The organism is Methanosarcina sp. 2.H.A.1B.4, from assembly GCF_000979385.1.
GTDB lineage: Archaea > Halobacteriota > Methanosarcinia > Methanosarcinales > Methanosarcinaceae > Methanosarcina.
In genome coordinates this window covers 1-23,080 of sequence record NZ_JJOV01000055.1, presented here as the reverse complement: position 1 = coordinate 23,080, position 23,080 = coordinate 1, and the positions used below count along the sequence as shown (strand labels likewise).

The window sequence follows — 23,080 nt, the reverse complement described above, 5'->3', positions numbered from 1 at the left end:
TTTAACAATTGACAGAATCAATAACGGTTAACAGTTTAGGTTGACGCTTATATCCCCTGAGCTAAAGACTCAGGGGTTTTACGCTTCGTAATATAAATAGTTAAAAACAGTTAAAAACAGTTAATAATAGTTAAACACAGTTAAAAATAGGGAGTGATCAGAGAATAATCACTCTACTCCTGTTCCCAACGCTAAGTTCCATTTCTTCGTTCAACCCATACTTGGCATAAGCGTCAATGATCTGGATCTCGGAGTCGATATCCAGGTCCTCTATCACATAGGCCTGTTCTCCCCAGAGAGTTAGCCGGATACTGCCTGTTTCGTCCTTAAGCTGCAGGTTTGCGACCACACTTTCGGTTCCGTCTTCCTTCTCAAATTCTCTTAGTTCTCCGATTTCGGAAACTTTTCCCTGGACAGAATAACTTTCTCCCGGGATAATGTTGGTGATGTCAGTAAATTTCTCCCTGTACTCAACCTTTTTTTCACTTCTCTGAATTATCCCTCTGGCTCCCAGGCTGAGTTCCACCTGCTGGCTGAATGTGTTTTCCCGGGAATAAGCATTGAGAACCTCTACGGTTTCATCGAATTCAATCTCGTCAAGAAAATCGGTTTTTTCGTCCCAGAGTGTGAGCCTGATTTTGCCTGTGGAATCGCCCAGAAGGATGTTTCCAACCCTACCGGCGGAGCCGTCTTTTTTCTCAAAGGTTCGGACTTCTGAGATATCAAGTATCCTTCCTGAAATATTGATATTATTCATGTCAGCTTTTATATCTTCAACAGGGGTAAACTCTTCTTTATATTCGATTTCCTTTTCGCTTTTTCTGATTATGCTCCTGTTTCCTATTTGCAGCTCCACTTTCTGCGTAAAGGCATTTTCACGGGCGTAAGCATTGATCAGTTCAACAGTGTCCCCGTACTCAATCTGGTTCAAAAAATCGGTTTTTTCGTCCCAGAGAGTTACTCTGAGTGTGCCTGTGGAATCCCCAATCATCAGGTTTCCAACTCTCCCGCTGCTGCCGTCTTTGCGCTGGAAAGTCTTGACTTCGGAAACCTCCAGCACCTTTCCAGTAAGGTTTAGGTCTCCCATTCCGTCTTTTATGTCCTTTATATTCTGGTTGCTCGAAGTAACATCAACTTCCTCTTCACTTTCGGTCAGGACTCCATTATTGCCGATGTTAACTTCCACTCCGGAATAGCCCTGCTTTGCATAGCCACTGACCTGAACGGTTTGCCCTACCGTTATTTTTCCGTTTTTAATCAGGTCTGCCATATTGTCCCACAGGGTTAACTTTACTTTTCCGGTTTCGTCTCCGACTATCAGATTTCCAACTCTACCTATAGTACCGTCGTTCCGGGTAAATTCCTTGATATCAAAAACCGAAACAATTCTTGCAATAAAATTAACAGGTCCGCTCTCGGGTGTAATATTTTCTATTTTCACGCTGTCCATGCCTGCATCCGAGAATCCCAGTTCATTGGCAACCAGCATGGCAGCCATCGCCTCATCACAAAGCCCTCCCATATTCTCGACCTTTTCCTGTGTGCGCTGCAGGAAATCCTCTCTACTGATGACATGGCTGAGCTTCTTATAAATAGTATCAATATCGGTCATGGTACTCCCTTGAATGTTTAATACTTACCTTCAGTGTTTGGTGGTTCTTTTCTTCGATATGTATTCTTGCCTTAAATATCAGGTGTTTGTCCCTGAAAGACAGTTCTTATTAGTGTTATTTTGAGATGTGAAGCTTTTTGGAAATCTGATATATTTCAGGTGAAAGCTTGAGGTGAAAATTCAGAACAAATATTTTCAAACTTAAGATAAAATATCTTCCAATTTCATATGAGAAATCACCAGGTTCTATACGTCCTTTCATTAATGCATAATAAGAATATCCCTAAAAATTAAATATTATTTGGTAAGTCTTTTTCCTTTTTTGTTTATCTTTTTAAAGAGCTCTTGATACGGTATGTAAAGTGTCTTACTAAAGGCTACTGTATGCAGGGTGAAAGTATTCAATATTCGGGATGAGATTATTTTTGTGTGCTGGGCGAGTATCTTGAGAGTGATTCTTTTTAGTGAGTGGCTTTTATTTTAACTCATATTTTGGAAAACATAATAAGTTATGCCGGTGCTTTTTATAGTGTGAATCTGCTTGATGAGAATAAATAACGTCCAGTTCCTTTCAAACATGGCTAATGTTCTCTCGCTGCTTTTTATTCCCGTTTTTGCCGCATCACTCGGTGCCTCTTATATCGAGATCGGGGTTATAGTGGGGATCTATTCTGTCACAACCCTTCTTTCTTCCTTTATTTTCGGAAGGCTTGCCGACCTTCACCATCTGCGTACAGTGCTTCAGGGAAGTTTTGGGTTTGCTGTAGCCGCCTTTTTTCTTCAGGTCTTTGCCACCAATCCTTCTGCCCTCATGCTTGCAAGGGCTCTAGCCGGTTTCAGTGTTGGGATTCACCCAGGAGCCCTGATAGCCTATGCCCATTATCAGAAGCAGAGCCTCGGAAGGTTTATTTCTCTGGGTTCTCTCGGCTGGATGGCGGGTTTTCTTCTGGCAGGGGTGATAGGGGTAAGAATGGATTTGCTTTTTGGACTTTCATCTCTCTTTTATGCCTTATGTTTCCTGCAGGCTTTCAGGTTAAAAGACATTGAAAAACCGCAGCTGAATATTTCTTACTTTTCCCTTAACACACTGCTGAAGAATTCAGGGACCTATTTCTCTCTCTTCCTGCGGCATACCGGAGCCGTCGGGGTCTGGACTATTTTTCCCCTCTATCTCCGGGAACTCGGAGCAGGCGCCTTCTGGACCGGAGTTATTTATGCTATAAATCCTGCAGTCCAGTTTCTGATAATGCGCAGGCTTGACCCGTGTGAAAATGAAAAGCTGATCCGTGCGGGCTACCTGTTCTCAGTGGTCGGTTTTATCAGTTATGCCTTTGCCTCCTCCTATCTTTACGTCATCCCCGGGATGTTCGTCGTTGCCTGCTCCTGGTCTTTTCTCTATGTGGGTTCAACCCGCAGGGTTGTGGAACTGAATCCGGATAAAGCTACAGCAGCAGGTCTGATCAACTCAATGATCGGGGCTGCAGGGGTTGTGGGAGCTATTCTCGGAGGAGGCCTATCCCAGCTTTTCGGCTTCAGGGCGACAATGCTCGGAGCTGCCATTTTCTCCATTTCAGGCTTCCTGCTCTACAAAACCCTGGGAAGGACCGCAGGCACGGGGATAACTGAGAAGATGGGGGATAACTGAGAGAATAACTGAGAAGTAGAAAAATCAGAATTTTGAAGGTAAAGGCTTAAAATTCTCTTATCAAAAACTAATTTTAAGAAATAAAGCAAATTAAAACAAAACCTTATTTATGGTAAAGTTTCATTATGTACGTGATACTATGATTCGAAAATGCACTGATCACGGCTATTTTAGAGGAGGCAGCTGTCAGCAGTGTAAATGCCCTGGTAGATACGTGCTGGACGACGGCAGGGAAGAAAAGCTCGGCAGGTTTGTATCAGGTACTCTCCGGCATTTCCCGGCATCTGCAGGAGTTAAAATGGACAAATACGGTTGGGTGGACCTTAACATCTTCTGTGACGTTATGAATAAACGTTATAACTGGATGAGGAAAGAGTACCTTTATGCCCTTGTGGAGTCCGATGAAAAAGGAAGATATCAGATCAGCGGGTCTATGATAAGGGCACGTTACGGACATTCTGTTAACATTGATCTTGACTACGAGGAAAGCGACACTCCATACGTGTACTACGGGGCAAGCCCGGAGGAAGTTGATGTACTGCTCGAGAACGGAATTTTCCCTATCAAACAGCGCTATGTTCATCTCAGTACTTCATATGAAAAGGCAACTGAAGTTGCCCTGATCCACACTGAAAGTCCTGTGATCCTGCAGGTTGACGCCTTTAGAGCTCAGGATGACGGAATTTCTCTAAAGCTTGCAACGGATTACATCGTACTCGCGGAAAAGATACCACCTGAGTACCTGTTTGTACTCGAGGACTAATTTCCCCTTACTGGTTTTTCTTACTTTTTTTTCTCATTTTTTCCTTTAATCAGTCTACTGATACTTCAAAAAGTCCCTCTTTTTCCTCTATCCTGAATTTCACATCAAGAAACTGTTCTGTGACCCAGATGTTTGTTGCCGCATGCAAAGTCAGCTCACGGACCGTGTAAGAACTGTTTCCTGCAAGTGCCATATACGGGATCAGCTGATCTGCCAGATGTACATCTACAGAGGCTTCTGTTCTGAGTTCCGAGATTATCTCTTCTGCAGCGCGCCTGCCAACCTTTTCAGCAGGCAGTCCCCTTTCTCCAAGGGCACTTCCTCCGCAATAACCGGACCATAGGGTTATCCCGCTTCCTGTGGAAAGTAATTCGCAGGACCGGACCTTGATCCGTGAACCGTATCCGGCTTCAAGAAGCATGGATTCGGCAGCTTCAGCCTGGCGGGCTGGCACATGTGCCGGAAGATTCGATGCATGTGAAATTCCCATAACTTCTTTCCCCTTATTTTGGTTCGTCCCTCCTTTTTGGTTTTCCTCTTCTATTCGGTTTTTTCCGGCTCTTTTGTCTTCTCCTTCCTTTCGGAAATGAAAACCATGAAGCTTACAGGGTTCAAAAACAGCTGAGACCTCTCCTCCCCCCCTGGGATAGTAACCGCGATTTTTCAGGGTCACGCTGCCTGCATATCCAAGTTGCTCAAGTGCTCTGAAGGTTACATGCTGAAGGTAGTCAATTGTCGGGGACCAGGCAACGTCAGTTCCTCCACGTATCGTTATTTCGATTTTTTCTTTTGCAAAAGGCAGGGCCGGCATAAGGCTTTGCAGAAACAGGGTTATGCTTCCCGCGGTCCCGATATCAATCTCATATTTCCCCCCCTTTATTTCCACTGGAGCAAAAAATAACTCTGAAGAACCCGGAAAAAGCCCTGAAACCCGTGCTTCGCAGATCCTGGCTGCAGTTTCCAAAGCTTTCAGGTGCTGTTGTTTCAGGCCGGGATTAGGTCTGTTTCTCCTTATGTTCGTAACCTTTACTTCTTTTCCAGTAACTGCAGAAAGGGCAACAGCTGTCCTGACTACCTGTCCTCCTCCTTCCCCATATGAACCGTCAATTTCTATCATTTCCCTCTCTCCTTATTTCACTCCGTTTTTCTCGTCCTGTGATTTAACCATATCTTTCATCCAAGCTCTTATCCGGGTCCAGTTCATTTGTTTTCTCCTTCCGCATATTTCTGATTGCGTCTTTTACAGCCGGCAGAAGCGGGTCCACAAGCATGGAAACTGGAGGCGCATAGCAGGTTTCAAGGCTAAGAAGGTCTTTGATTGTTGTTTTCTTTCTTATCGCAAGGGAGAGGGTATCGATCCTTTCCTTTATTCCTTCTCCTCCTGCGAGTTGCGCTCCTGCAAGGCAGTCGTTTTTAAAAACGAGTTTTATATACAGGTCCTTTCGACCTGGATAGTAGGAAGCCCTCGTGCGCCCGCGGGAAAATCCGGTTACAACTTTTATCCCCTGCTTTTCCGCCTGGTCGGGCGTAAGTCCAACTCCTCCGAATTGCAGGTCTCCAGCAACAGCTACCCAGGGGTCAGCAAGGGGCCCTAAAGTAGAGTATTTGCCTGTAATATTATTTCCGATCACATCTGCCATACGCCGTGCTGTTGTGCCCAGCTGGCTGAGCCTGCTTTCCCCGGTTACAAGGTCCGTAACCTCCGCACATTCTCCACCTGCGTATACATGGGGGAGAAATTCCCCTCCTGCCTTTACCTGAAGCATTTCATTTACGACTATTCCTCCTGCTTTTCCAATATCTATCCCTGCTTCTCTGGCAAGGTATACTTCAGGTTTTACACCGGTTGCCAGGAGCACAAGGTCTGCAGGAAACTGCCTGTCCTTTACAAATACAGTTTTTTCTTTCCAGAAATTTTCAGGTAAAAATATAGGTTCCCCGGTAATAACTTCCACACCGAGGGCTTCAAGGTGTGCCCTGACAATTGCAGACATCTCGGAATCAAACTGGCTGGAAAGCAGGTCTTTACTTCTGGTTATAAGGATAGTTTTAATCCCTCGCTTTTTTAGGGCTGAGGCACATTCAATTCCTATTGTACCTCCACCTACGATGCATACTGTCCGGGCGGTTTCCAGGGCTTTTCCAAAGAGCATGCCGTCAGCAAGGCTCCTGAGAGTGAAGATTCCGTAAGGTAGAATATTTGCCTGGCTTTTGCGAGATATAAAGGGCAGGCTCCCTGTAGCAATCACCAGTTTGTCAAAAGGATAGGCTCCTTCTCCTGTCAGGGCGACCCGCCTGGTCAGGTCTATTGACCTCACTTTCTCGTTCAGTTTCACATCTATGTTTTTTTCCCTGAAAAAACCCGGAGGTTTTACAATCAGTTTTTCAAAACTTTCAATTTCCCTGCCCAGAACAAAAGGAATTCCGCAGTGACTGTAAGCTGTGTGGGAATCAGATGAAAGCACAGTTATTTTAAAGTCCCTCTGCCTCCTGATCTTGGTAGCAGCTGCCATGCCACAGGCCCCCCCTCCTATAATGACCACCCTTGTAAGGTTTTTATCTATCCTGGCCTGTGCGGAGACTTTTTCAGGGATCTCTTCCTGAACTTCACCTGCGGTTTGAATAACTTTGCCTGCAGCATCCTTTACGCCAAAATCGCTTCCCATGCTTTTTATAATGGTGTTTCGCACCTATTATAGGTTTTTAAAAGGAAAAGAACCTTCAACACCCGGAGAGTCTTCAACATCCTGAGAGTCTTCAACACCCTGAGAGTTTTCAACATCCGGAGAGTCTTCAGTACCCGGGGAGATTTCAGATGATCTGGAAAGACTTTCAGTGTCCTTCAGTGTCCTATAAATTAAGTTTAATCGAACATCTTTCCTGAAAATATCCATTTGAAGGTGTTTTCCAGAAAACAAAAGAGAAAGATAACGATTTTATGGGGGGGTGAACGAGCGAGTTGGGAGTGGGGGGGTTAATACATAAAACAGTGTATTTGTCTCGCTCGTTCAAATTTTTAGACGTTCTTTGTTTTATATATACTTTTCTAAATTTTTCTAATTAACTCTTTTTTAGGAATTTTGAGAACATTTCCAGATGTCTTTATCCTTAAATTTATCAAGAATGAATTAAAATAATTCAGGGTTAACTAACCTTTTAAATAACCACAAAGTTCTTAAAGCCTGCAGGCATTAGACATATGAATTTAAGACATGTGACATACAGGATTCCTGTTTCTCCGAAGTTGCTTTAAGGCGGGCGGGAGCTGTTCTGTCAGGTCATATCATAAATTAATTACTTCATCCATTCATCACCTACCGGATTCGTAAAGAATCTTACGTAACTAAACGTATGCAAACTTAATAGAAATTTCAGATTATACATGTTACCAATTCAGGGCTAATACCATTCAGTCCAAAAATAAACCTTATACTTATCACCCATGAAGTAATAGTCAAAAGTGCTTTCAATAAACCTGATGCATTTCATTCACTGCTTTACCACTTATCGTTTAGGGATACTTGTTTAATCAAAAAGGCGTCTGGCACACTCTAGCTGCTCACGCCTCAGGTTTATCCCATCTCTGGGAATATCTCTGGAAGTCTTCAGTTATCAGGTATATTGAATGGTAAACACATTATTTGACTTGGGATTCTGAGAGTTATTTCAGACCCATCAATAAGCTTATGTTAGGGCAAAGATTTTCGGGCAGGTGCAAAAAGCCTCCGTGGATATTGTGGAGGTATACTGTTATAATTTGGTCGAAAATCAGGAATAGCTCTATCTTTGAGAGCTTTAAAACCAGGCTGGTACTTATCTGGCGATTTGCCTTGCAGGTAAGATTTCATCAAGCAACAGTCAGGAAGTATTCCGCCGGTTTAATTATTCTGGCATAAGCGCAACAGGCAGTTGCAGGCAGGTTCGGAACTCCTCTTTCCGGTTCATAGGGTTCATAGTAATCCTCAATTATGAAATCTGTCTTTTCAAGGGTGTATTATCTCTGATCTGGTTTTTAATCTGATTTTTACTACTATTTTTGCATTTTCTGGCCCTTTATGGATCCAGCACGTTTCCAGGATATAGAGGATAGGTTTGTACTACCAGAAAAGTACTATGAGCCTGAAGACGGAAAAAGAATTGTATGCCTGAATTGTTCGGGTGTTAAGGGTGATTTCCCGTCGATTAATTAAATAAATCACCAACGAAAAAACGTTCACAATACATCGTTCATAATACATCGTTTATAATACATCGTTCATGATAAATCGTTATAATAGTTTGGGAGAATTCAAATGCAAAATACTGATACTACAAAATACATTATTCATTCTAAAATCAATGCTGATGGGGTAATTGAGCGTCCTGATATCGTAGGCGCAATTTTTGGTCAGACCGAAGGGCTGCTTGGAGCCGATCTTGATCTGCGTGATCTGCAGAAGACCGGAAGGATCGGCAGGATCGAGGTAATGGTTACCGCCAAAGGTGGAAAAACCAAAGGAAATATCTTTGTTCCTTCGAGCCTTGATAAAGTAGAGACATCGATTCTTGCAGCATCTCTGGAAACCATTGACAGGGTAGGTCCTTGCAGTGCCAAAATTGAGGTTTTCCAGGTCGAAGATGTAAGGGCTGTAAAGCGCAAAAAAATTATTGAAAGGGCAAAACTCATCTTCACGAAAATGTTCGATGAGACTGTACCCGAATCTCAGGAACTTGCTGACGAAGTCCGGCAGTCCGTAAGGGTTGACGAACTGACTTATTATGGCAAGTCAAGGATACCCTGCGGGCCGAACGTGCTCAACTCGGACGCTATCATTATTGTTGAAGGAAGGGCTGACATCCTGACCCTGCTTCGCTATGGTATAAAGAACACCATCTGCGTGGGCGGAACTAACATTCCACCTGAGGTCGCTGAACTTACTAAAAAGAAAACAGTAACTGCTTTTACGGACGGAGATCGGGGTGGAGAACTCATTATACGTGAACTCTTGCAGGTGGCAGATATTGATTATGTTGCCCGTGCTCCAGATGGCAAGGGTGTAGAAGACCTTGTCCAGAAAGAAATAATCAGGTCTTTGCGCCGAAAAGTTCCAGTGGAACAGATTATTGAGAAATACGGAATCCAGGAAAAAGAAACTGAAGATAGTGCCTGCAGGCTGGAACACATTTCCAAGAGAAAGATAAGAGCACCTGAAGTTGCTCCCAGAATTGCGGAGAAGAAGTTACACAAACGTGTGAAAGTTCACAGGGTATCTTCAAAGACAGACGTTTACGAAGAGGAATCCCCTGAAGAAATGGAAGAGGCGGCTTCTGAGAAAACTTCGGAAAAAGTTCCCGAAAGGCCCTCTGAAAAAACTCATGCAACGGTAGAAAGAGTTGAGGCAAGAAAGGCTGTCTCAAAGCCAGTTATAGCAAGAGCAGTTCCAGTCACCAGGGTTCCCAGAGGAAAGGCCTCAGCTGAGAAGGTTTCAGTTGAGAAGGTTTCAGTTGAGAAGGTTTCAGCTGTGAAAGTTCCTGGTGGAGAGGCCGTAAGGGTTTCCCCCGCTCCTGCCAGACAGGCTCCGGTTCCACTCTCTCCTGAAGCGGTGAGGTTCAGACCGCACGTAGACGCCCTTAAAGGAACATTGACGGCAAGGATTCTGGATTCTGAAGACCGGGTAATAGAGGAAATGGCAGTCAGAGACCTTGCAAGCAGGTTAAAAACCTACAAAGACAATGTGAAAAGTGTGATTTTTGATGGTGTAATTACTCAGAGGCTCGTTGATATTGCTTCGAGTAATGCAATCAAGAATCTTGTAGGGGTAAAAATCGGAAATCTTGCTAAAGTTCCTGCAGATATGGAAGTTATGACCTCCAGCATGCTCTGAGCAGGTCTTTTTACTTCCTTTCTTCATCTTTTTTATTTCTTTTCTTGTTGTTTTAAAAAAAATCGTTTATTTACGTCTGTTTTTCGTCATAGAGTCTGTTTTTCGTCATAGAGTCAATTTTTCCCTGAAAATAGGGTACCGTACCCAAAAATAATTCCAATAAATATATGCCATTGAGTATATTCTCCTGGGCAGGAACTAATTATTTCATTGTTATTATTTTATGTGTATCATTTATATATATCTCCGGGAAAATCACTACGATTTGGCATGGATTCACACTATAATACTAAAATTCACACTCTATCCTACAATTCATCATCATTTATCATTTACATTATATGAAAAAGTTTATTAACAAAAACTAGGAAACAAATTTCCTCGGGTAATTCTTTTATTCGGTTCAAGATAATATTTAATTGATCTTGTAAAATTGTAGGTATTTAATTGATCTTGTAAAATTGTAGGTATTTAATTGAAAAATTGTAGGTCTGTTCGCTATGCACAAGGAAGAACTGATACAACTGCACACATATATGGCTCAAATGAAGAGATACTTTGAGAGGCACGGTGTAACGCACGAGTTCGATGACTACAAGGCTTTATCGATAAGCCCCGTCCACATCCACAGGAGCAAGGCGGATCACAAGCGCGCAATTTTTATTTTGGGAGGCGAGCTTGCCACTCTCATGTCACGGGATGACCCTATCTTCGAGGAAGCGTCTACCCATATGAGAGATTCTTTGAATTCCGTCATTAAGCTCATCGGTAATAACTGATAGGGCCCTTGATTGTAGTAAAGAGTTCGTTGTTCGAGAATACGGGTTCGAGATATTTTTGTTTTGAGATCAAGAGGCGGTATGGGTGCAGATGCATTTTCATAATCATACCGTCTTCTCCATCTGAATAATACTTTTTTTCAGTCCAGCAGGATACGAATCCGATCGATCTGTATAATTTTTGTGCGTCAGTGTTACTGTTTCTTACTTCCAGTCTCGCGTATCTAAGCCCGTTTGCAACAAAAACGTCACATATGGCATGAATAAGTTCCGTGCCTATTCCCCTTCCCCTATATTCTTTTTTTACACCAACGGAAAAAATATGCCCTTCGTTTTCCGCGGAACGGTAGCCCACTACATACCCTACTACTTTTCCATCATGTTCCGCAACAAGGAAGCCGTCTCCAACCATTTCGTAAAAGTTCATATACACCAGGGAATTATGCTCCGAAAAAGCCTCTTCTTCAATTTCGACTATTTCCTGGAAGTCCTCAGGTGTGAAACGTCTTATCATAATATCATTATATATTCCTGCCATTTTATTACTTCTTCGAGGGAAGACCAACTCTCTCAAGGAAGCCTGTATGGCTTTCTGTTCTATATATTTTCTATTCAGGAATATCTTTTTTTGGCACAGGCTCCGCGCTTCTGTAATGTTTTACCGGGCTGAAAATCAGGCTAGATAATCAGCTTTAAAGTTTTCAGCCCCAGGATTTTTAAAGTTTTCAGGTTTAAAGTTTTTTTACATGCCGGACGTCTACAGCAACACCCCTGCCTGATTCTTCCATTTCTCTCCCACTCATCATAGCCCTTCCTACACAGAGAGCTTTTTTCCCGAGAACTATTACCTCGTCATTTGGTCGTATTTCGGGGTCTGCCTCAAGCACACCAGGGGCAAGAATGGAACCACGTGGGACAAAGTCGTCAATCTTTACCACATATTTCTCACTTTTTAGTACCAGTTCCGCTCCTTCAGGAGAAAGGGCAAGCATCCCGTACTGCGGGATTAAAGTTGCAAGCTGTTTTTTCCCGGCAAAGAGCTGGTACTTCGGGAAACGGCCTTTAACCACGGGGTTTCCGACTTCTTCCGAAAAGAGAAACTCTGCGCCCTCTCCGAATTGATAGCCTGCAACCGCCTTTACGAAATTCTTCTTCTCTTCTTCGGCATTCTGTTTTTTCTGGCTGAAATTCTCGGAAATGCAGATAGATTCAACAGTATTTTTCAGGTTCGAAAGAGACTCATAGGACGTGAGACTTTCTCCGGCAGTATAGACTATGTCAATCCCCAGTTTTTCAGCTACCCTTTCACAGATCTCCCTGTACGCCCCGTCCACATGGGCAACTATTGTTTTATACCCGTGTTTTGAGAGATAGGCTTCAAGGCATCCGGAAACCCAGGCTTTTTCATCTTCGTCCCAGTGCCCCGTAACCGCAGTATCGTAATGGGCTGCCGGGTAGGTTAATTCGAGTTCTCTGGGCACAATTCCCAGGGGTGAGGTTATGATTACCTCATGGACAAACTTTCGGTATTTTCCAAGGGTAAGGATGAACTTCTGGTGGGACTGGGAAATTGAATAGGGTTTTTTAGCTGCACACGGGAGGAGCAGGAGAATATCAAGGTCTGGAGGTGCATACCTTTCCTGCACACGCTGTGCAAACCTGACCACTTCGATCCTTGAAAGGGCTTCGGAAGTATCTGCAAGGAGCTGGTTTTGCCGGAAAGCGGGAACTCTTTCTTCAAGGTAGGAGTATTCGAAATCCCCAAAGCGCAGCAGGGCTGTAAGCCAGGGCCTGACCCTGCACTGTCCTTCCACGTACTCCCGCAGTGTCCCCGCCCTAATTTTTTCGCGGACAAGAGCAAGTTCGGCGTCAAGGGCATCCCTGTTATGGGCTGAAAGAAGCTTTGCCCTTTCGGCTCTTGGGAGAGTTAGAAGCTCTGCGGGCGTTGTGGCGGCACATACCCTGCACCTGCAGGGAAACTCTACCAGGGAGTCAAGATAGAAACTGCCTGCAGCTGTAAGGTAGATGTCAGAATAGGCTGCAATTTCTGCCTTTGTATCATCCATAACATCGATCCCGATGTAGGCGAGCATTGCTGCATTTTCAGGACGGGCCAGGTTGGGGGCATAGAGAGCAGTATCTGGGGGGATCTGGTTTCTCAGGCCTATTAAGGTTTCAAGAAACCGTCGAGCGTTATTTTCCAGAGTCCCTGCCCCTTCCATTATATAAAGGTCGCTCTTCTGAATCTCTCCTTCTGCTCTAAGAAAAGAACCTGTAGGACCTTCATCTTCAGTATTTCCATCACTTGTGGCAGTAAATGTTTCTACTTTTTCGAGTGATTCGGCTGGAATGGCAGGCGTATATGTCTGATGGGGAAGGATTATGAGAGTCCCCTTTCCTGTTTTCTCACGAATTTCCTTTATGCGTGCTGCAAGTTCTTTCCGGTCAACAGTCCAGAGGCTGCCTGCATCAACAATAGATCCAGGGTTTTCAAGGTTTCCTAGTGCTGCCGTATGCAGGGCACAGGGAGTGCGGAGTTCGGGAGAGAGCAGGAGTTTTCCTATACGTGCTGCTCCATCTCTATTTTCTATTTCAAAGTACTGTGTCATATTTGTCCTCTTATGTCTATCAGGATGTAAAGGTTTGCCCTGCACATTTTTCTGAAAAAGTTCTTATCTCTCTTTCTTTTTCCTTACTTTACCTTCACTTTAATCTGAAAAGCTGTCAATTTTCTTCTGGTTTTTAAATAGATCTCAGGAGGAAGGAGGATGGTATATTCTTATATATTATTAATATTGATTATCTGCTGCAACTTATCTATCATTTCTGTCTCAACTGTGGCAGAACTTTCTATTTTTCACATCCGAATTCCAGATTTGAGGTCTATAATGGATATAACTGCAGAGCTTCGAAAAATCGTTGGCGAGCGGCTCTCGGTCTCGCCTTCTGAACTTTATTGTTATTCTTCTGACGCATCCCAGGTCAAAGGGATGCCTGATTACGTGGTACGCCCTACAAGCACGGACGAAGTCAGCCGCATTGTCAGGCTTGCTTATGAAAATGAAATCCCTGTGACTGCAAGGGGAGCAGGCACCGGACTTGCCGGAGGCGCAGTCCCTGTTGGAGGGGGCATTGTGCTGGACATGTCGGGAATGAACCGCATTCTTGAAATCGATATTGACAACATCCAGATAGTCGTGGAACCGGGAGTAATTCAGGATGTCCTTAATGACGCCTTAAAGCCATACGGCTTTTTCTTTCCCCCTAACCCGGGCAGTTCTGCCATGTGCACTATCGGGGGCATGATCGCTTATAATGCAAGCGGAATGCGCTGTGTCAAATACGGCACCACCAGGCACTATGTCCGTGACCTGGAAGTGGTGCTTGCGGATGGGACTGTCATTCACACAGGCTCAAAAATGTTGAAATCTGCTGCAGGTTATGACCTGACCCAGCTTATTATAGGCTCTGAAGGCACGCTCGGAATCGTCACTAAAGCCAGCCTGAAGATCGCGCCTCTCCCTAAGACCCGGAAACTTGTAATCACATCCTTTAAAAGTGCCGAGGTTGCAGGGCAGGCAGTTGTAAAGACTTTTTCAAACGGGGTCATCCCCTCAGCCTGCGAGATCCTTGACAGGGTTTCCCTGCAGGTGCTTAAACGCTACGATCCGAAACTTGTGCTCCCCTCGGAAGGAGATGTAATCCTTTTCGAGGTCGACGGTACCGAAAACTCGGCGCGTGAGGCTGCAGAGCAGATAATAGAGGTCTGTTCCCCCCTTGCCCTCTCCATAAAGCTTGCGGAAAGTGAAAAGGAAATGGCAGATATCTGGGCAGCCAGAAAGCTTGTAGGGGCGGCTGTTTCCCGCCTTGATCCCACGAAAACCAGGATTTATGTGGGGGAAGACGTGGGAGTTCCTATAAAGAAGGTTCCGGAACTGCTCAGGAGAGCACAGGAAATTTCTGAGAAATTTAACCTGCCTGCCATGAAGTACGGGCATATTGGAGACGGAAACCTGCACCTTGCCCTTTTCATTGACGTCCTGAATAAGGACGAGTGGGACCGCTTGAACCGGGCTGCTGATCTGATCCACAGGACTGCAATAGAACTTGGAGGTACGGTCAGTTCCGAACACGGTGTGGGGGCTGCTCGCGGCCAGTATATGGAAGCCCAGTGGGGTCCGGCCCTTGAGGTAATGCGTGCAATCAAGAAAGCCCTTGACCCGAAAGGAATCCTGAACCCGGGCAAGCTGGGGTTGTGAGAGCCGTGAAAAACGAAGGAAAAAAGGAAACTAAGAGAGCAGAAGAAATGAACGAAAGTGGAATAAGTAAGGCCGGAGAAAAAAGTGGGTCTAACGGCAAAGAGCAGCCCTTTGAAATTGACCGCCGTTCGGTTTATAAATGCGTTCAGTGCGGAACCTGCCGTTCAGTCTGCCCGGTCTTTGATGTAGTTGGCTGGGAGTCCGCCAATACGCGCGGAAGAATGCTTATCATTAAGAGTCTGCTCGAAGGAAGGCCGCCGTCCGAAGATGTCCTCTCAAGCCTTGCTTCCTGCACAACCTGCGGGATCTGCGCTGCCAAATGCCCTGCCGGAGCAAACCCTCCTGAAGTAGTGGAAGCTGCCCGTGCCCAGCTGGTAAAATGCGGTGTGACAACTGAGGCCCAGGAAAAACTGAAGGCTGCGATTACGACCAGTGGTAACTCTTTTGGGGAAACACGAAGTCGCCAGCACTGGCTTTCCGATACAGAGCGTTCAAACCTCCCGGAGAAGTCTGACTATGTCTACTTTGTAGGTTGTTTTGACTCCTACCGTTATCCGGAATTTGCAAAAAAGACTTTTGAGGTTTTGCAGCGCTTTGGAGTCACCCTCCTGCCGGACGAGCAGTGCTGTGCTTCTCCCCTCCTCCGTACTGGTTTCCGGGAAGCTGCGGGGAAGATCATGGAGCATAACCTTGAGCAGATCCGGAAGGTAGGAGCTCACACCGTCATCACGGGCTGCGCCGGTTGTTACACCACTCTCAAGAACAATTACCCTGAAGAGCTCAGGGTCATCAGCCTCCCCGAGTTCCTTGCCGAACACCTGGAAGAACTGAACCTGAAGCATCTTGACCTCACAGTTACCTACCACGACCCCTGCCATCTGGGCAGGCACAACAAGGTCTATGACGCCCCGAGAAAAGTTATTCAGGCTATCTGCACTCTCAAGGAGATGAAAAACATCAAAGAAAACTCCCGCTGCTGCGGCGGTGGGGGCGGAGTCAGGATAGGATATCCCGACATCTCCCTTGAACTTGCAAAAAAGCGTATTGAAGATGTGCCCGAAGGCGTGGACTACCTCGTTACCTCCTGCCCCCTCTGTGTGAGGAATCTCAGGGATGCAGGTGGAGATGTCGAGATCATCGATATTGTAGAACTCGTGGCAATGGCACTGGAGTGAATTAGCTACTGATTTATGGTTGATTTTTTCCGGGCCGGGTTTCATTCCGGCTCAGTAATTCCTTTTTTTGCTCCTGAGAAGAGGTTTGTTCCTGATGTAAAATCAGTAATTGTTTTTTTGCGACTTCTATTTTTTAATTGTAAATATCACAGAATTTTTATCTTCCTGATTTTATCTTCCTGGATGGACACAATGATAATCCGTCCGCTGTCGGTCAACGCTATATTTTTATTTCTTGAAGGCGACTGTTGTTTATTGAGCAATACAGACAAACGTAAGCTTTAGGAATTTATGGGAGGATAGGATCTATGAGTTGTAAACCAATTAAGTTTCAGAACGTTCCCCCTGATGTGTTTAAATGTATGAAGAAAAAGCTTCAGGACTATGATATCCATGTCCCACCGGGAAACAGAGGGGAACTTTCGGGCAAGGGGGTCACTGCAGATTTCGAATGGGACGGAAAGTCTTCCCTTACCATCACAATCACGGAAAAACCGTTTATTGTCAGCTGTGACACTGCAGCCCGGAAAATAAAGGCTTTCGTGAAAGAGTGCCACGGTTCCTGAAAGCATCCGGATAAAGTTTCTTCGGGCAGGAGGAAAGAAGGAGATGGGTGAAAGGAAACTGGACACGGAGGGGTGCCAGGGGATCAGGTTTAGAAATGTAACTCCGGACGTGTTTTCCTGTCTGAAGAAAAAACTGCAAGCATATGGGATAAAGGTACAGCCGGGAAACTCCGGAGTGCTTGAAGGCAACGGTATAGTTGCCCACTTTAGCTGGGATGGGGGGAACAACCTGCTAATTGAGGTCAAGGAAAGATCCCTGGATACCTACTGCGGGCAGGTAAGCGGAAAACTGAGGTATTTCCTGCGTGAGTGCCAGGGGTACTGAGGAAATTAGCAAAATCTGCTCATTCCCGTCATTCCCAAATCTGCTCATTCCCGTCATTCCCAAATTCAGGATAAAAAAGCCTATTAAGGCTTTTTAATAAAATTTATTCTTTCTTCTTATCAAACAATTATGGGCATTTCCCACAAGGTCGAGTCTTCCTGCTTTTTCCAGGGCTTCATATACGAGTTCATAGTTTGCAGGACTCATGTAGTGCATCATGGCTCTCTGCATGGCTTTTTCTTTTTTGCCCCTCGCAACGTATATTTTTTTGCCGGTGAACGGGTCAAGCTCTGTGTAATACATGCAGGTCGATACTGTCATAGGTGTTGGGGTAAAGTCCTGTACCTGTTCTGTGTAGCCCCCATGGTCCCTCACATACTCTGCCATTTCGATCATATCTTCAAGGGTACATCCCGGGTGTCCTGACATCAGGTAGTTTACTATGTATTGTTCCTTGCCGCATTTTTTGTTAAGGACTGCAAACTTTCCGGAAAATCTCTCATATACTTCTTTCCCTGGCTTGGACATTGCATCGGTTACTCGCTTTGAGAAATGTTCAGGCGCAACCCGCAGCTGCCCGCTTATGTGGTGGGCGCAAAGTTCTTCGAGGTACTCTTCATCCTCAAGAGCCAGGTCGTAGCGCACTCCGTAGCCTGTAAAGGCGTGTTTGACGCCGGGCAGGTTGCGCAGGTTGTGGAGGAGTTCGAGCAGTTTTTTATGGCTTGTGTCAAGGGCAGGGCAGATGCGGGGGTAGAGGCAGGCTTTATCCAGGCAGGCCCCTTTTTTCTCCCAGCTTTTGCAGCCCATGGCGTACATGTTAGCAGTAGGTCCGCCGACTCCGTTAATTATGCCCTTGAAGTCCGGTTTTTCCGTAAGCTTCTTTGCTTCCCTGAGGACGGACTCGATGCTGCGGCTTGCGATCATGCGCCCCTGATGCTGGGTGATGGCGCAAAAGGCACAGCCTCCGAAACAGCCTCTGTGCGTTGTCAGGGAGAATTTTACCATCTCAAGGGCAGGGATGGGCTCGGGGTAGAAGGGGTGAGCTTCACCTGTAAACGGCAGCTCATATACATGGTCAAGTTCCGCTTCTGTCAGAGGGCGCATGGGCCTGTTCTGCACAATAACGGTTTTCGGGTGAGGCTGGACAACACCTTTTCCTGTGACCGGGTTCTGTTCCATGAAGTATGTGCGGAAAGCATTTGCAAAGTCTGCTTTGTCCTGGGAAACTTCGGAAAACGAAGGAATTTCGATGTATTCTTTGAAAAATTTGGCTGAGCTCTCAGCTACACCTTCAGCTACATCCCGAGCTATTTCCTCAGCTGTACTTACTGATTCTCTCTCCCCTTTTTGTTCCCGTTTGTCCTGTTCCTGTCCATTCTGTTCTTTAGCGGTCTTTTTGCCCTTTTTGAGTTCTTTCCAGGCTTTGACTTCCATCTTCCAGACCGTGCCGGGGATGTCTCTGATCTCCCTGATGTCTTCCCCGGCTTGAAGGCGCTTTGCAATTTCTACAATCTGGAGTTCTCCCATGCCGTAGACAACGAGGTCTGCAGGGGCGTCGGCCAGAATTGACTGCCTTACTTTGTCCGAAAGATAATCGTAATGAGCAAAGCGCCGCAGGGAAGCTTCAATTCCTCCGAGCACTATCGGCACCTCGGGGAAAGCTTCTTTTATCCGGTTTGAATAAATAATCACGGCGCGGTTCGGGCGAAGCCCTGTTTCGCCTCCAGGGGAATATGCATCCTTATCTCGTGGCTTAAGGCCCGGAGTCAGGTTGCTGACCATTGAGTCAGTGTTTCCTGCGCTTACGGAAAAAAAGAGTCTGGGCTTTCCAAGTTTCTTGAAATCCTCGGGATTATCCCATTTTGGCTGGGCAATTATTCCTACCCTGAAGCCGGCATCTTCAAGGACCCTTCCTATTATTGCAGTCCCGAAACTGGAATGGTCTACATAGGCGTCTCCTGTAATCAGAATGATGTCAAGTTCCTTCCAGCCGCGAGCTTTTACTTCTTCAGGGCTCATCGGGAGAAACTTTGATACAGGGAGAGCTGGATAAAAGCTTTTTTTCTGCTTTTTTTCCTTCTTTTCGGTTTTAGTTTCAGGCCTCGATTCGGATTTTTTCCCTTTTCCCGCTGAGGTTTCAGGAACTGTCCTTTCGGATTTTATTGAGGTCCGAGTCCCGGATTTTATTTCTTTTCCGGTTTCTACTTTTTTTGGAACAAAAAAACTGGTTTTTCTGGCGGACCTTTCTCTATCCGGTTTTTTCTCCTTTTCTTTATCTGTTTTTTCCATGTTGAATTTTTTATTTCCTCTCGGGACCGCTGTATCTTTTTCCATAATCTGCTTCCGGACTTCCAGTCTTTTAATCTTTTTCTTCCAGTTTTTTAATCTCTTTTTCTTATTCGCTGCCTTCAGACTCCCATCATCATCTTTAGCATTGTATAAGAAGCCAGGATCTGTTTGTTCCCGTCCCTGTCATTCGGGGCTCCATGCCCTGAGTACAGGTTTTTTACATCGAGTTTTGTGAGTTTTTCTACGGAACCAAGCATTTTGTCAGGCTCTGAACCTTCAAAGTCCATTCTTCCAAAACCTCCGCCTGGAAAGACGGTGTCTCCTGAAAAGAGGTTTTTTGAGACGGGTTCATAGAGGCAGATACTCCCTTTTGAATGGCCAGGAGTGTGGATGACTTCGAGGTATTCCCCGTTTCCTATGGGAATTTTGTCCCCTTCCTCATAGATGACTGTTGGTCTTACAGCCGGAGCGCGGTCTCCGAAGAGCACTGAAACACTTAGATACTCGTCGTTTACGCCTTCAAGGTCTGCCCTGTGGATTCCAACTTTTGCTCCACTCTTCTCAGCAATTATTGCAGCTGCGGCAGTGTGGTCATAGTGGCAGTGAGTCAGGACGATTAATTCAAGGTCAGTAAGCTTGATAGATTTTTCCAGCTCCCTGATGATCAGGTCACTGCTCATTCCCGCATCGATCAGGACTTTCCCGTTTACAAGGTAGACACTGGAATCATAGGCAGTGGGGCAAATATATCGGACTTCCATATTTCTTCCTCTTTCTGTTTTCTCTTTTTCCCTTCTTCTTTCCCTTCTTCTTTACTTTTTCTCAGAAACTATTTTAAAACCTCAGATGTCGAAAACCCTGCGTGCATTTTCAGTGGCGGCTTTCGCAATTTCTGCAGGCTCCATTTCCTTAAGCTGCGCTATAACAGGGATCGAATCCACTATATATGCAGGCTCGTTTCTGCCTTTTCGTGGGGAAAGGAAAGGACTGTCGGTTTCCAGGAGCAGGTTTTCAAGGGGTACCTCAGCTGCAAGGGCCTGGTGATGTTTGGAAAAACAGACAAGAGTAGCCAGGGAAATATAGTAGCCTGCGTCTACGATTTCACGCATTGTTTCAAGGGAACCGCTATAGCAGTGATAGACTACGGTATCCATCCCTTTTACGAGTTTAAGGACCTCCACTTCAGCCATTCGGGCATGTACTACAAGGGGTTTGTCCAGATTTTTTGCAATCTCGATTACTTTTTTGAACGAAGTTGTCTGCCGTTCACGTTCTTCATTTGTTTTGCAGTCCTGAAAGTCCAGGCCGGCTTCTCCGATACCCACTGCGTTTCCTGCATTAGCCTCTATCTGGGCAATGATAGCGTCTATATCTTTATCACTGCCTTCTCTGCCGATGTCAGGGCTCAGTCCCAGTGCAGCATGGATATCCTCATTCTTTTCCGCAAGCTCAAGACTTATGCGGTTGCCTTTTAGGGAAATTCCGGAGTTGATCATCCCGATAACTCCTGCTTTCCGGGCACGGATGATAGTATCTTCCCGGTCTGGGTTGAATTTGGGAAAATCAAGGTGACAATGAGAATCAATGATCGGATAAGGCATGGGTTTGTATTCCATTTCATTTTATTTTACTTTATACATGCATGAGGAATACAAACCCGAAAAACTAACAGGTATCAGACTTTATCCGGGTTCAGGCTTCGAGCTGTTATTTCCGGTATCATTCTCCAGCTCTTTGGCCCTTTTCTCTTTGCCTTTTAACTTTTTTCTTATTTTTTATACAGCAGGTTCATAGCATTTACAAGGGCTTCCACGGAAGCCATAACTATATCCGGGTTTGCAGACCGTGCTGTTACAATTCTGCCCTTTTCGTTTTCGAGACCTATGTACACATCGGCAAGTGCATCTGCCCCACCGGTGATAGCATCGATCCTGAAATCCTGAAGTTTGAAATGGTTGCTTTCGCCGAGGATATCCCTTACGGCATTGAGGGCGGCGTCTACAGGGCCAACTCCGGTTTTTGCTGAAATGATTTCTTTTCCTTCGATATCAGCCTTGACCACAGCCGTAGGTGTGAGGATGTTTCCTGTCATGACGGATACTTCTTTGAGCTTGATAAATTCTTCATCAGAGCTTGCTTTTCCGAGCACTGCAGAGGCAACTGCATAGAGATCGGCATCTGTTATCTGTTTACCTTTGTTTGCGATTTCTTTGATCCTGAGCACAATCTCGTCAAGCTGCTTTTCATTGGTTTTTATGCCAGCAGACTCAAGGGACTGTTTGACTGCATGTTTGCCTGTGTGCTTTCCAAGGACGATGCGCCGTCTGTGCCCGACCATTTCCGGGGTCATTATACCTGGTTCGAAGGTGTCGGATTTTTCAAGTACTCCCTGGCTGTGGATTCCTGATTCATGGGAGAAGGCGTTTTGCCCTACCACAGGAGTGTTTGGCGGGAGTCTGATTCCGGTGTAGTTTTCAATCATTTTCGAGGTTTCGAGAAGGTATTCTGTCCGGATATTGGTTTTTGCACCGTAGATTGACGTCAGGCTCATCACTGTCTGGGAAAGGTCAGCATTTCCTGCCCTCTCTCCAATACCGTTTATAGTGACCTGTACCTGAGATGCCCCGGCTTCAACGGCCATAAGGCTGTTTGCTACTGCAAGCCCGAAATCATTGTGGCAGTGGACGTCTATTGGAATCGTTATTTCGGCTGCAATGTCTTTTATTTGTCTGTACATTGCAGATGGAACCATGATTCCTACCGTGTCTGGCACGTTAATGATATCGCATCCTGCCTCCTGGACTGCCTTGAAAACCTCTATGAGGTATGCGGGGTCAGTTCTGGTGGCATCCATTGCAGAAAACATGCACTTCAGCCCCTGGTCTTTGATGTACTGGACAGCTTCCACAGCCAGTTGAATTACTTCTTCCTGGCTCTTTTTAATGGTATAGATCCGCTGTACCTCCGAGGTCGGGACGAAGGTGTGCACAAGGCCAACATCACTTTCAAAACAGGCATCGATATCTTTTTTTAGTACACGAGCAAGCCCACATACTATGGTATCAAGCCCTGCATTAGAAATCGATTTTACGGATTCTTTATCTCCTTCTGAAGATATGGGAAATCCGGCTTCTATTATGTCTACCCCGAGTTTGTCGAGTTGATGAGCAATTTCCAGCTTCTGGGTCGAAGTCAGGGATACGCCCGGGGTTTGTTCTCCGTCGCGCAGTGTTGTGTCAAAAACAGTTACTTTTTTATTCTGCATGGGTTTGATGTAAAAATCGATCCCTTCTTTCAGGGTGTACATCCATAGTAATCATCAAATTGAATGTACACTTCTGGTATATAAACATCATGTATGTTTTTATATATTTAGTTGAACTTTACTTCTTTGAGTTTTCGAGCGAACACTATTTATAGTAGATGCTCCATTCTAGGGTTGCTTCTCGGGCGTCACAAGACATCCCGAAGGTGAAAAACGGAATTTGAAAAACGGAACAGGTATCAAAAACGAATCTAAAAAAACGGAATAAGAGATGCCTGAAGGGATTGTTTTTACAAACAATCGCTACTAAAAACGGACGACGGTAAGGATTCAAAAGTCCAACTCTTTTGAAATCTTTCAACCATCCAATTTTCCTCTTTCAAATTTGTTCAACCTTCTTTGAAGGGAAAAGCTTATATACAAGACACGTCTTGTATGTATCCCTCACACAGCTCAAATGTGTGGGTTGAAATTCAAAATCTCTTTCATCTTTTAATGGAGACAGGAGTTATTTTTCTGTCTGACGAGGATTTGTCGG

At 45.2% G+C, this 23,080-nt stretch carries 18 protein-coding genes; 8 read left to right on the top strand and 10 right to left on the bottom strand.

Annotation, left to right across the window (positions count from 1 at the left end):
* Positions 1–157: 157 nt before the first annotated feature.
* Complete coding sequence (locus tag EO92_RS08880) at positions 158–1,612, bottom strand: OB-fold nucleic acid binding domain-containing protein (RefSeq protein WP_048170988.1); 1,455 nt, start codon at positions 1,610–1,612, stop codon at positions 158–160.
* Positions 1,613–2,156: 544 nt separating this feature from the next.
* Here EO92_RS08880 and EO92_RS08875 point away from each other — a divergent pair.
* Both EO92_RS08875 and EO92_RS08870 read left to right on the top strand, forming a co-directional pair.
* Positions 2,157–3,257 carry an MFS transporter gene (locus EO92_RS08875; RefSeq protein WP_048170986.1) on the top strand — a complete coding sequence of 367 codons (1,101 nt, stop codon included), beginning with the start codon at positions 2,157–2,159 and terminating at the stop codon, positions 3,255–3,257.
* Between the two features lie 139 nt (positions 3,258–3,396).
* Positions 3,397–4,020, top strand: a complete 624-nt coding sequence (locus EO92_RS08870) for an RNA 2'-phosphotransferase (RefSeq protein ID WP_048170985.1) — start codon at positions 3,397–3,399, stop codon at positions 4,018–4,020.
* 49 nt (positions 4,021–4,069) lie between these two features.
* Here EO92_RS08870 and rtcA read toward each other — a convergent pair whose 3' ends face one another.
* From rtcA to EO92_RS18110, 3 genes are read right to left on the bottom strand one after another with little or no spacing between them, the layout of a single operon-like run.
* The gene (rtcA, locus tag EO92_RS08865; RefSeq protein WP_048170983.1) at positions 4,070–5,137 is read right to left on the bottom strand and encodes an RNA 3'-terminal phosphate cyclase; all 1,068 of its coding nucleotides are present in this window, start codon (positions 5,135–5,137) and stop codon (positions 4,070–4,072) included.
* 43 nt (positions 5,138–5,180) lie between these two features.
* Positions 5,181–6,686, bottom strand: a complete 1,506-nt coding sequence (locus EO92_RS08860) for an NAD(P)/FAD-dependent oxidoreductase (protein ID WP_048170981.1) — start codon at positions 6,684–6,686, stop codon at positions 5,181–5,183.
* A 27-nt stretch (positions 6,687–6,713) separates the two neighbouring features.
* A complete protein-coding gene (locus tag EO92_RS18110; RefSeq protein ID WP_048170979.1) occupies positions 6,714–6,914 on the bottom strand; it encodes a hypothetical protein in 201 nt (66 codons plus the stop codon).
* Positions 6,915–8,312: 1,398 nt separating this feature from the next.
* Here EO92_RS18110 and dnaG point away from each other — a divergent pair.
* Together dnaG and EO92_RS08845 are read left to right on the top strand one after the other, a co-directional pair.
* The gene (gene dnaG, locus EO92_RS08850) at positions 8,313–9,884 is read left to right on the top strand and encodes a DNA primase DnaG (RefSeq protein WP_048170976.1); all 1,572 of its coding nucleotides are present in this window, start codon (positions 8,313–8,315) and stop codon (positions 9,882–9,884) included.
* A gap of 500 nt (positions 9,885–10,384) precedes the next feature.
* Positions 10,385–10,663, top strand: coding sequence for a UPF0058 family protein (locus EO92_RS08845; RefSeq protein ID WP_011024502.1), 279 nt, complete (start codon positions 10,385–10,387; stop codon positions 10,661–10,663).
* On the opposite strand, the gene rimI is transcribed toward EO92_RS08845, so the two are convergent.
* On the bottom strand, positions 10,647–11,177 hold the full coding sequence (rimI, locus tag EO92_RS08840; protein ID WP_048170993.1) for a ribosomal protein S18-alanine N-acetyltransferase: 531 nt from the start codon (positions 11,175–11,177) through the stop codon (positions 10,647–10,649). The genes EO92_RS08845 and rimI overlap by 17 nt on opposite strands.
* A 217-nt stretch (positions 11,178–11,394) precedes the next feature.
* Complete coding sequence (arcS, locus tag EO92_RS08835; protein ID WP_048170974.1) at positions 11,395–13,272, bottom strand: archaeosine synthase subunit alpha; 1,878 nt, start codon at positions 13,270–13,272, stop codon at positions 11,395–11,397.
* Between the two features lie 279 nt (positions 13,273–13,551).
* Between arcS and EO92_RS08830 the strand changes: the two genes are divergently transcribed.
* From EO92_RS08830 to EO92_RS08810, 4 genes are all read left to right on the top strand, one after another.
* Positions 13,552–14,922 carry an FAD-binding oxidoreductase gene (locus tag EO92_RS08830; protein ID WP_048170972.1) on the top strand — a complete coding sequence of 457 codons (1,371 nt, stop codon included), beginning with the start codon at positions 13,552–13,554 and terminating at the stop codon, positions 14,920–14,922.
* 47 nt (positions 14,923–14,969) lie between these two features.
* Positions 14,970–16,097: a (Fe-S)-binding protein gene (locus EO92_RS08825; RefSeq protein ID WP_048170992.1), complete on the top strand. Its 1,128-nt coding sequence runs from the start codon at positions 14,970–14,972 to the stop codon at positions 16,095–16,097.
* Positions 16,098–16,405: 308 nt separating this feature from the next.
* The gene (locus tag EO92_RS08815) at positions 16,406–16,663 is read left to right on the top strand and encodes a hypothetical protein (RefSeq protein WP_048133511.1); all 258 of its coding nucleotides are present in this window, start codon (positions 16,406–16,408) and stop codon (positions 16,661–16,663) included.
* Between the two features lie 43 nt (positions 16,664–16,706).
* Positions 16,707–16,988 carry a hypothetical protein gene (locus EO92_RS08810; protein ID WP_048170968.1) on the top strand — a complete coding sequence of 94 codons (282 nt, stop codon included), beginning with the start codon at positions 16,707–16,709 and terminating at the stop codon, positions 16,986–16,988.
* 93 nt (positions 16,989–17,081) lie between these two features.
* On the opposite strand, the gene EO92_RS08805 is transcribed toward EO92_RS08810, so the two are convergent.
* The 4 genes from EO92_RS08805 to EO92_RS08790 all read right to left on the bottom strand — a co-directional run bounded on the left by EO92_RS08805 (position 17,082) and on the right by EO92_RS08790 (position 22,584).
* Positions 17,082–19,007, bottom strand: coding sequence for a YgiQ family radical SAM protein (locus EO92_RS08805; protein ID WP_048170990.1), 1,926 nt, complete (start codon positions 19,005–19,007; stop codon positions 17,082–17,084).
* Between the two features lie 389 nt (positions 19,008–19,396).
* Positions 19,397–20,038 (bottom strand): MBL fold metallo-hydrolase, encoded by a 642-nt coding sequence (locus EO92_RS08800; protein ID WP_048132378.1) that lies wholly within the window; start codon positions 20,036–20,038, stop codon positions 19,397–19,399.
* Positions 20,039–20,119: 81 nt separating this feature from the next.
* On the bottom strand, positions 20,120–20,893 hold the full coding sequence (locus tag EO92_RS08795) for a TatD family hydrolase (protein ID WP_048170967.1): 774 nt from the start codon (positions 20,891–20,893) through the stop codon (positions 20,120–20,122).
* Positions 20,894–21,045: 152 nt separating this feature from the next.
* On the bottom strand, positions 21,046–22,584 hold the full coding sequence (locus EO92_RS08790) for a 2-isopropylmalate synthase (RefSeq protein ID WP_048170965.1): 1,539 nt from the start codon (positions 22,582–22,584) through the stop codon (positions 21,046–21,048).
* Positions 22,585–23,080: the final 496 nt, after the last annotated feature.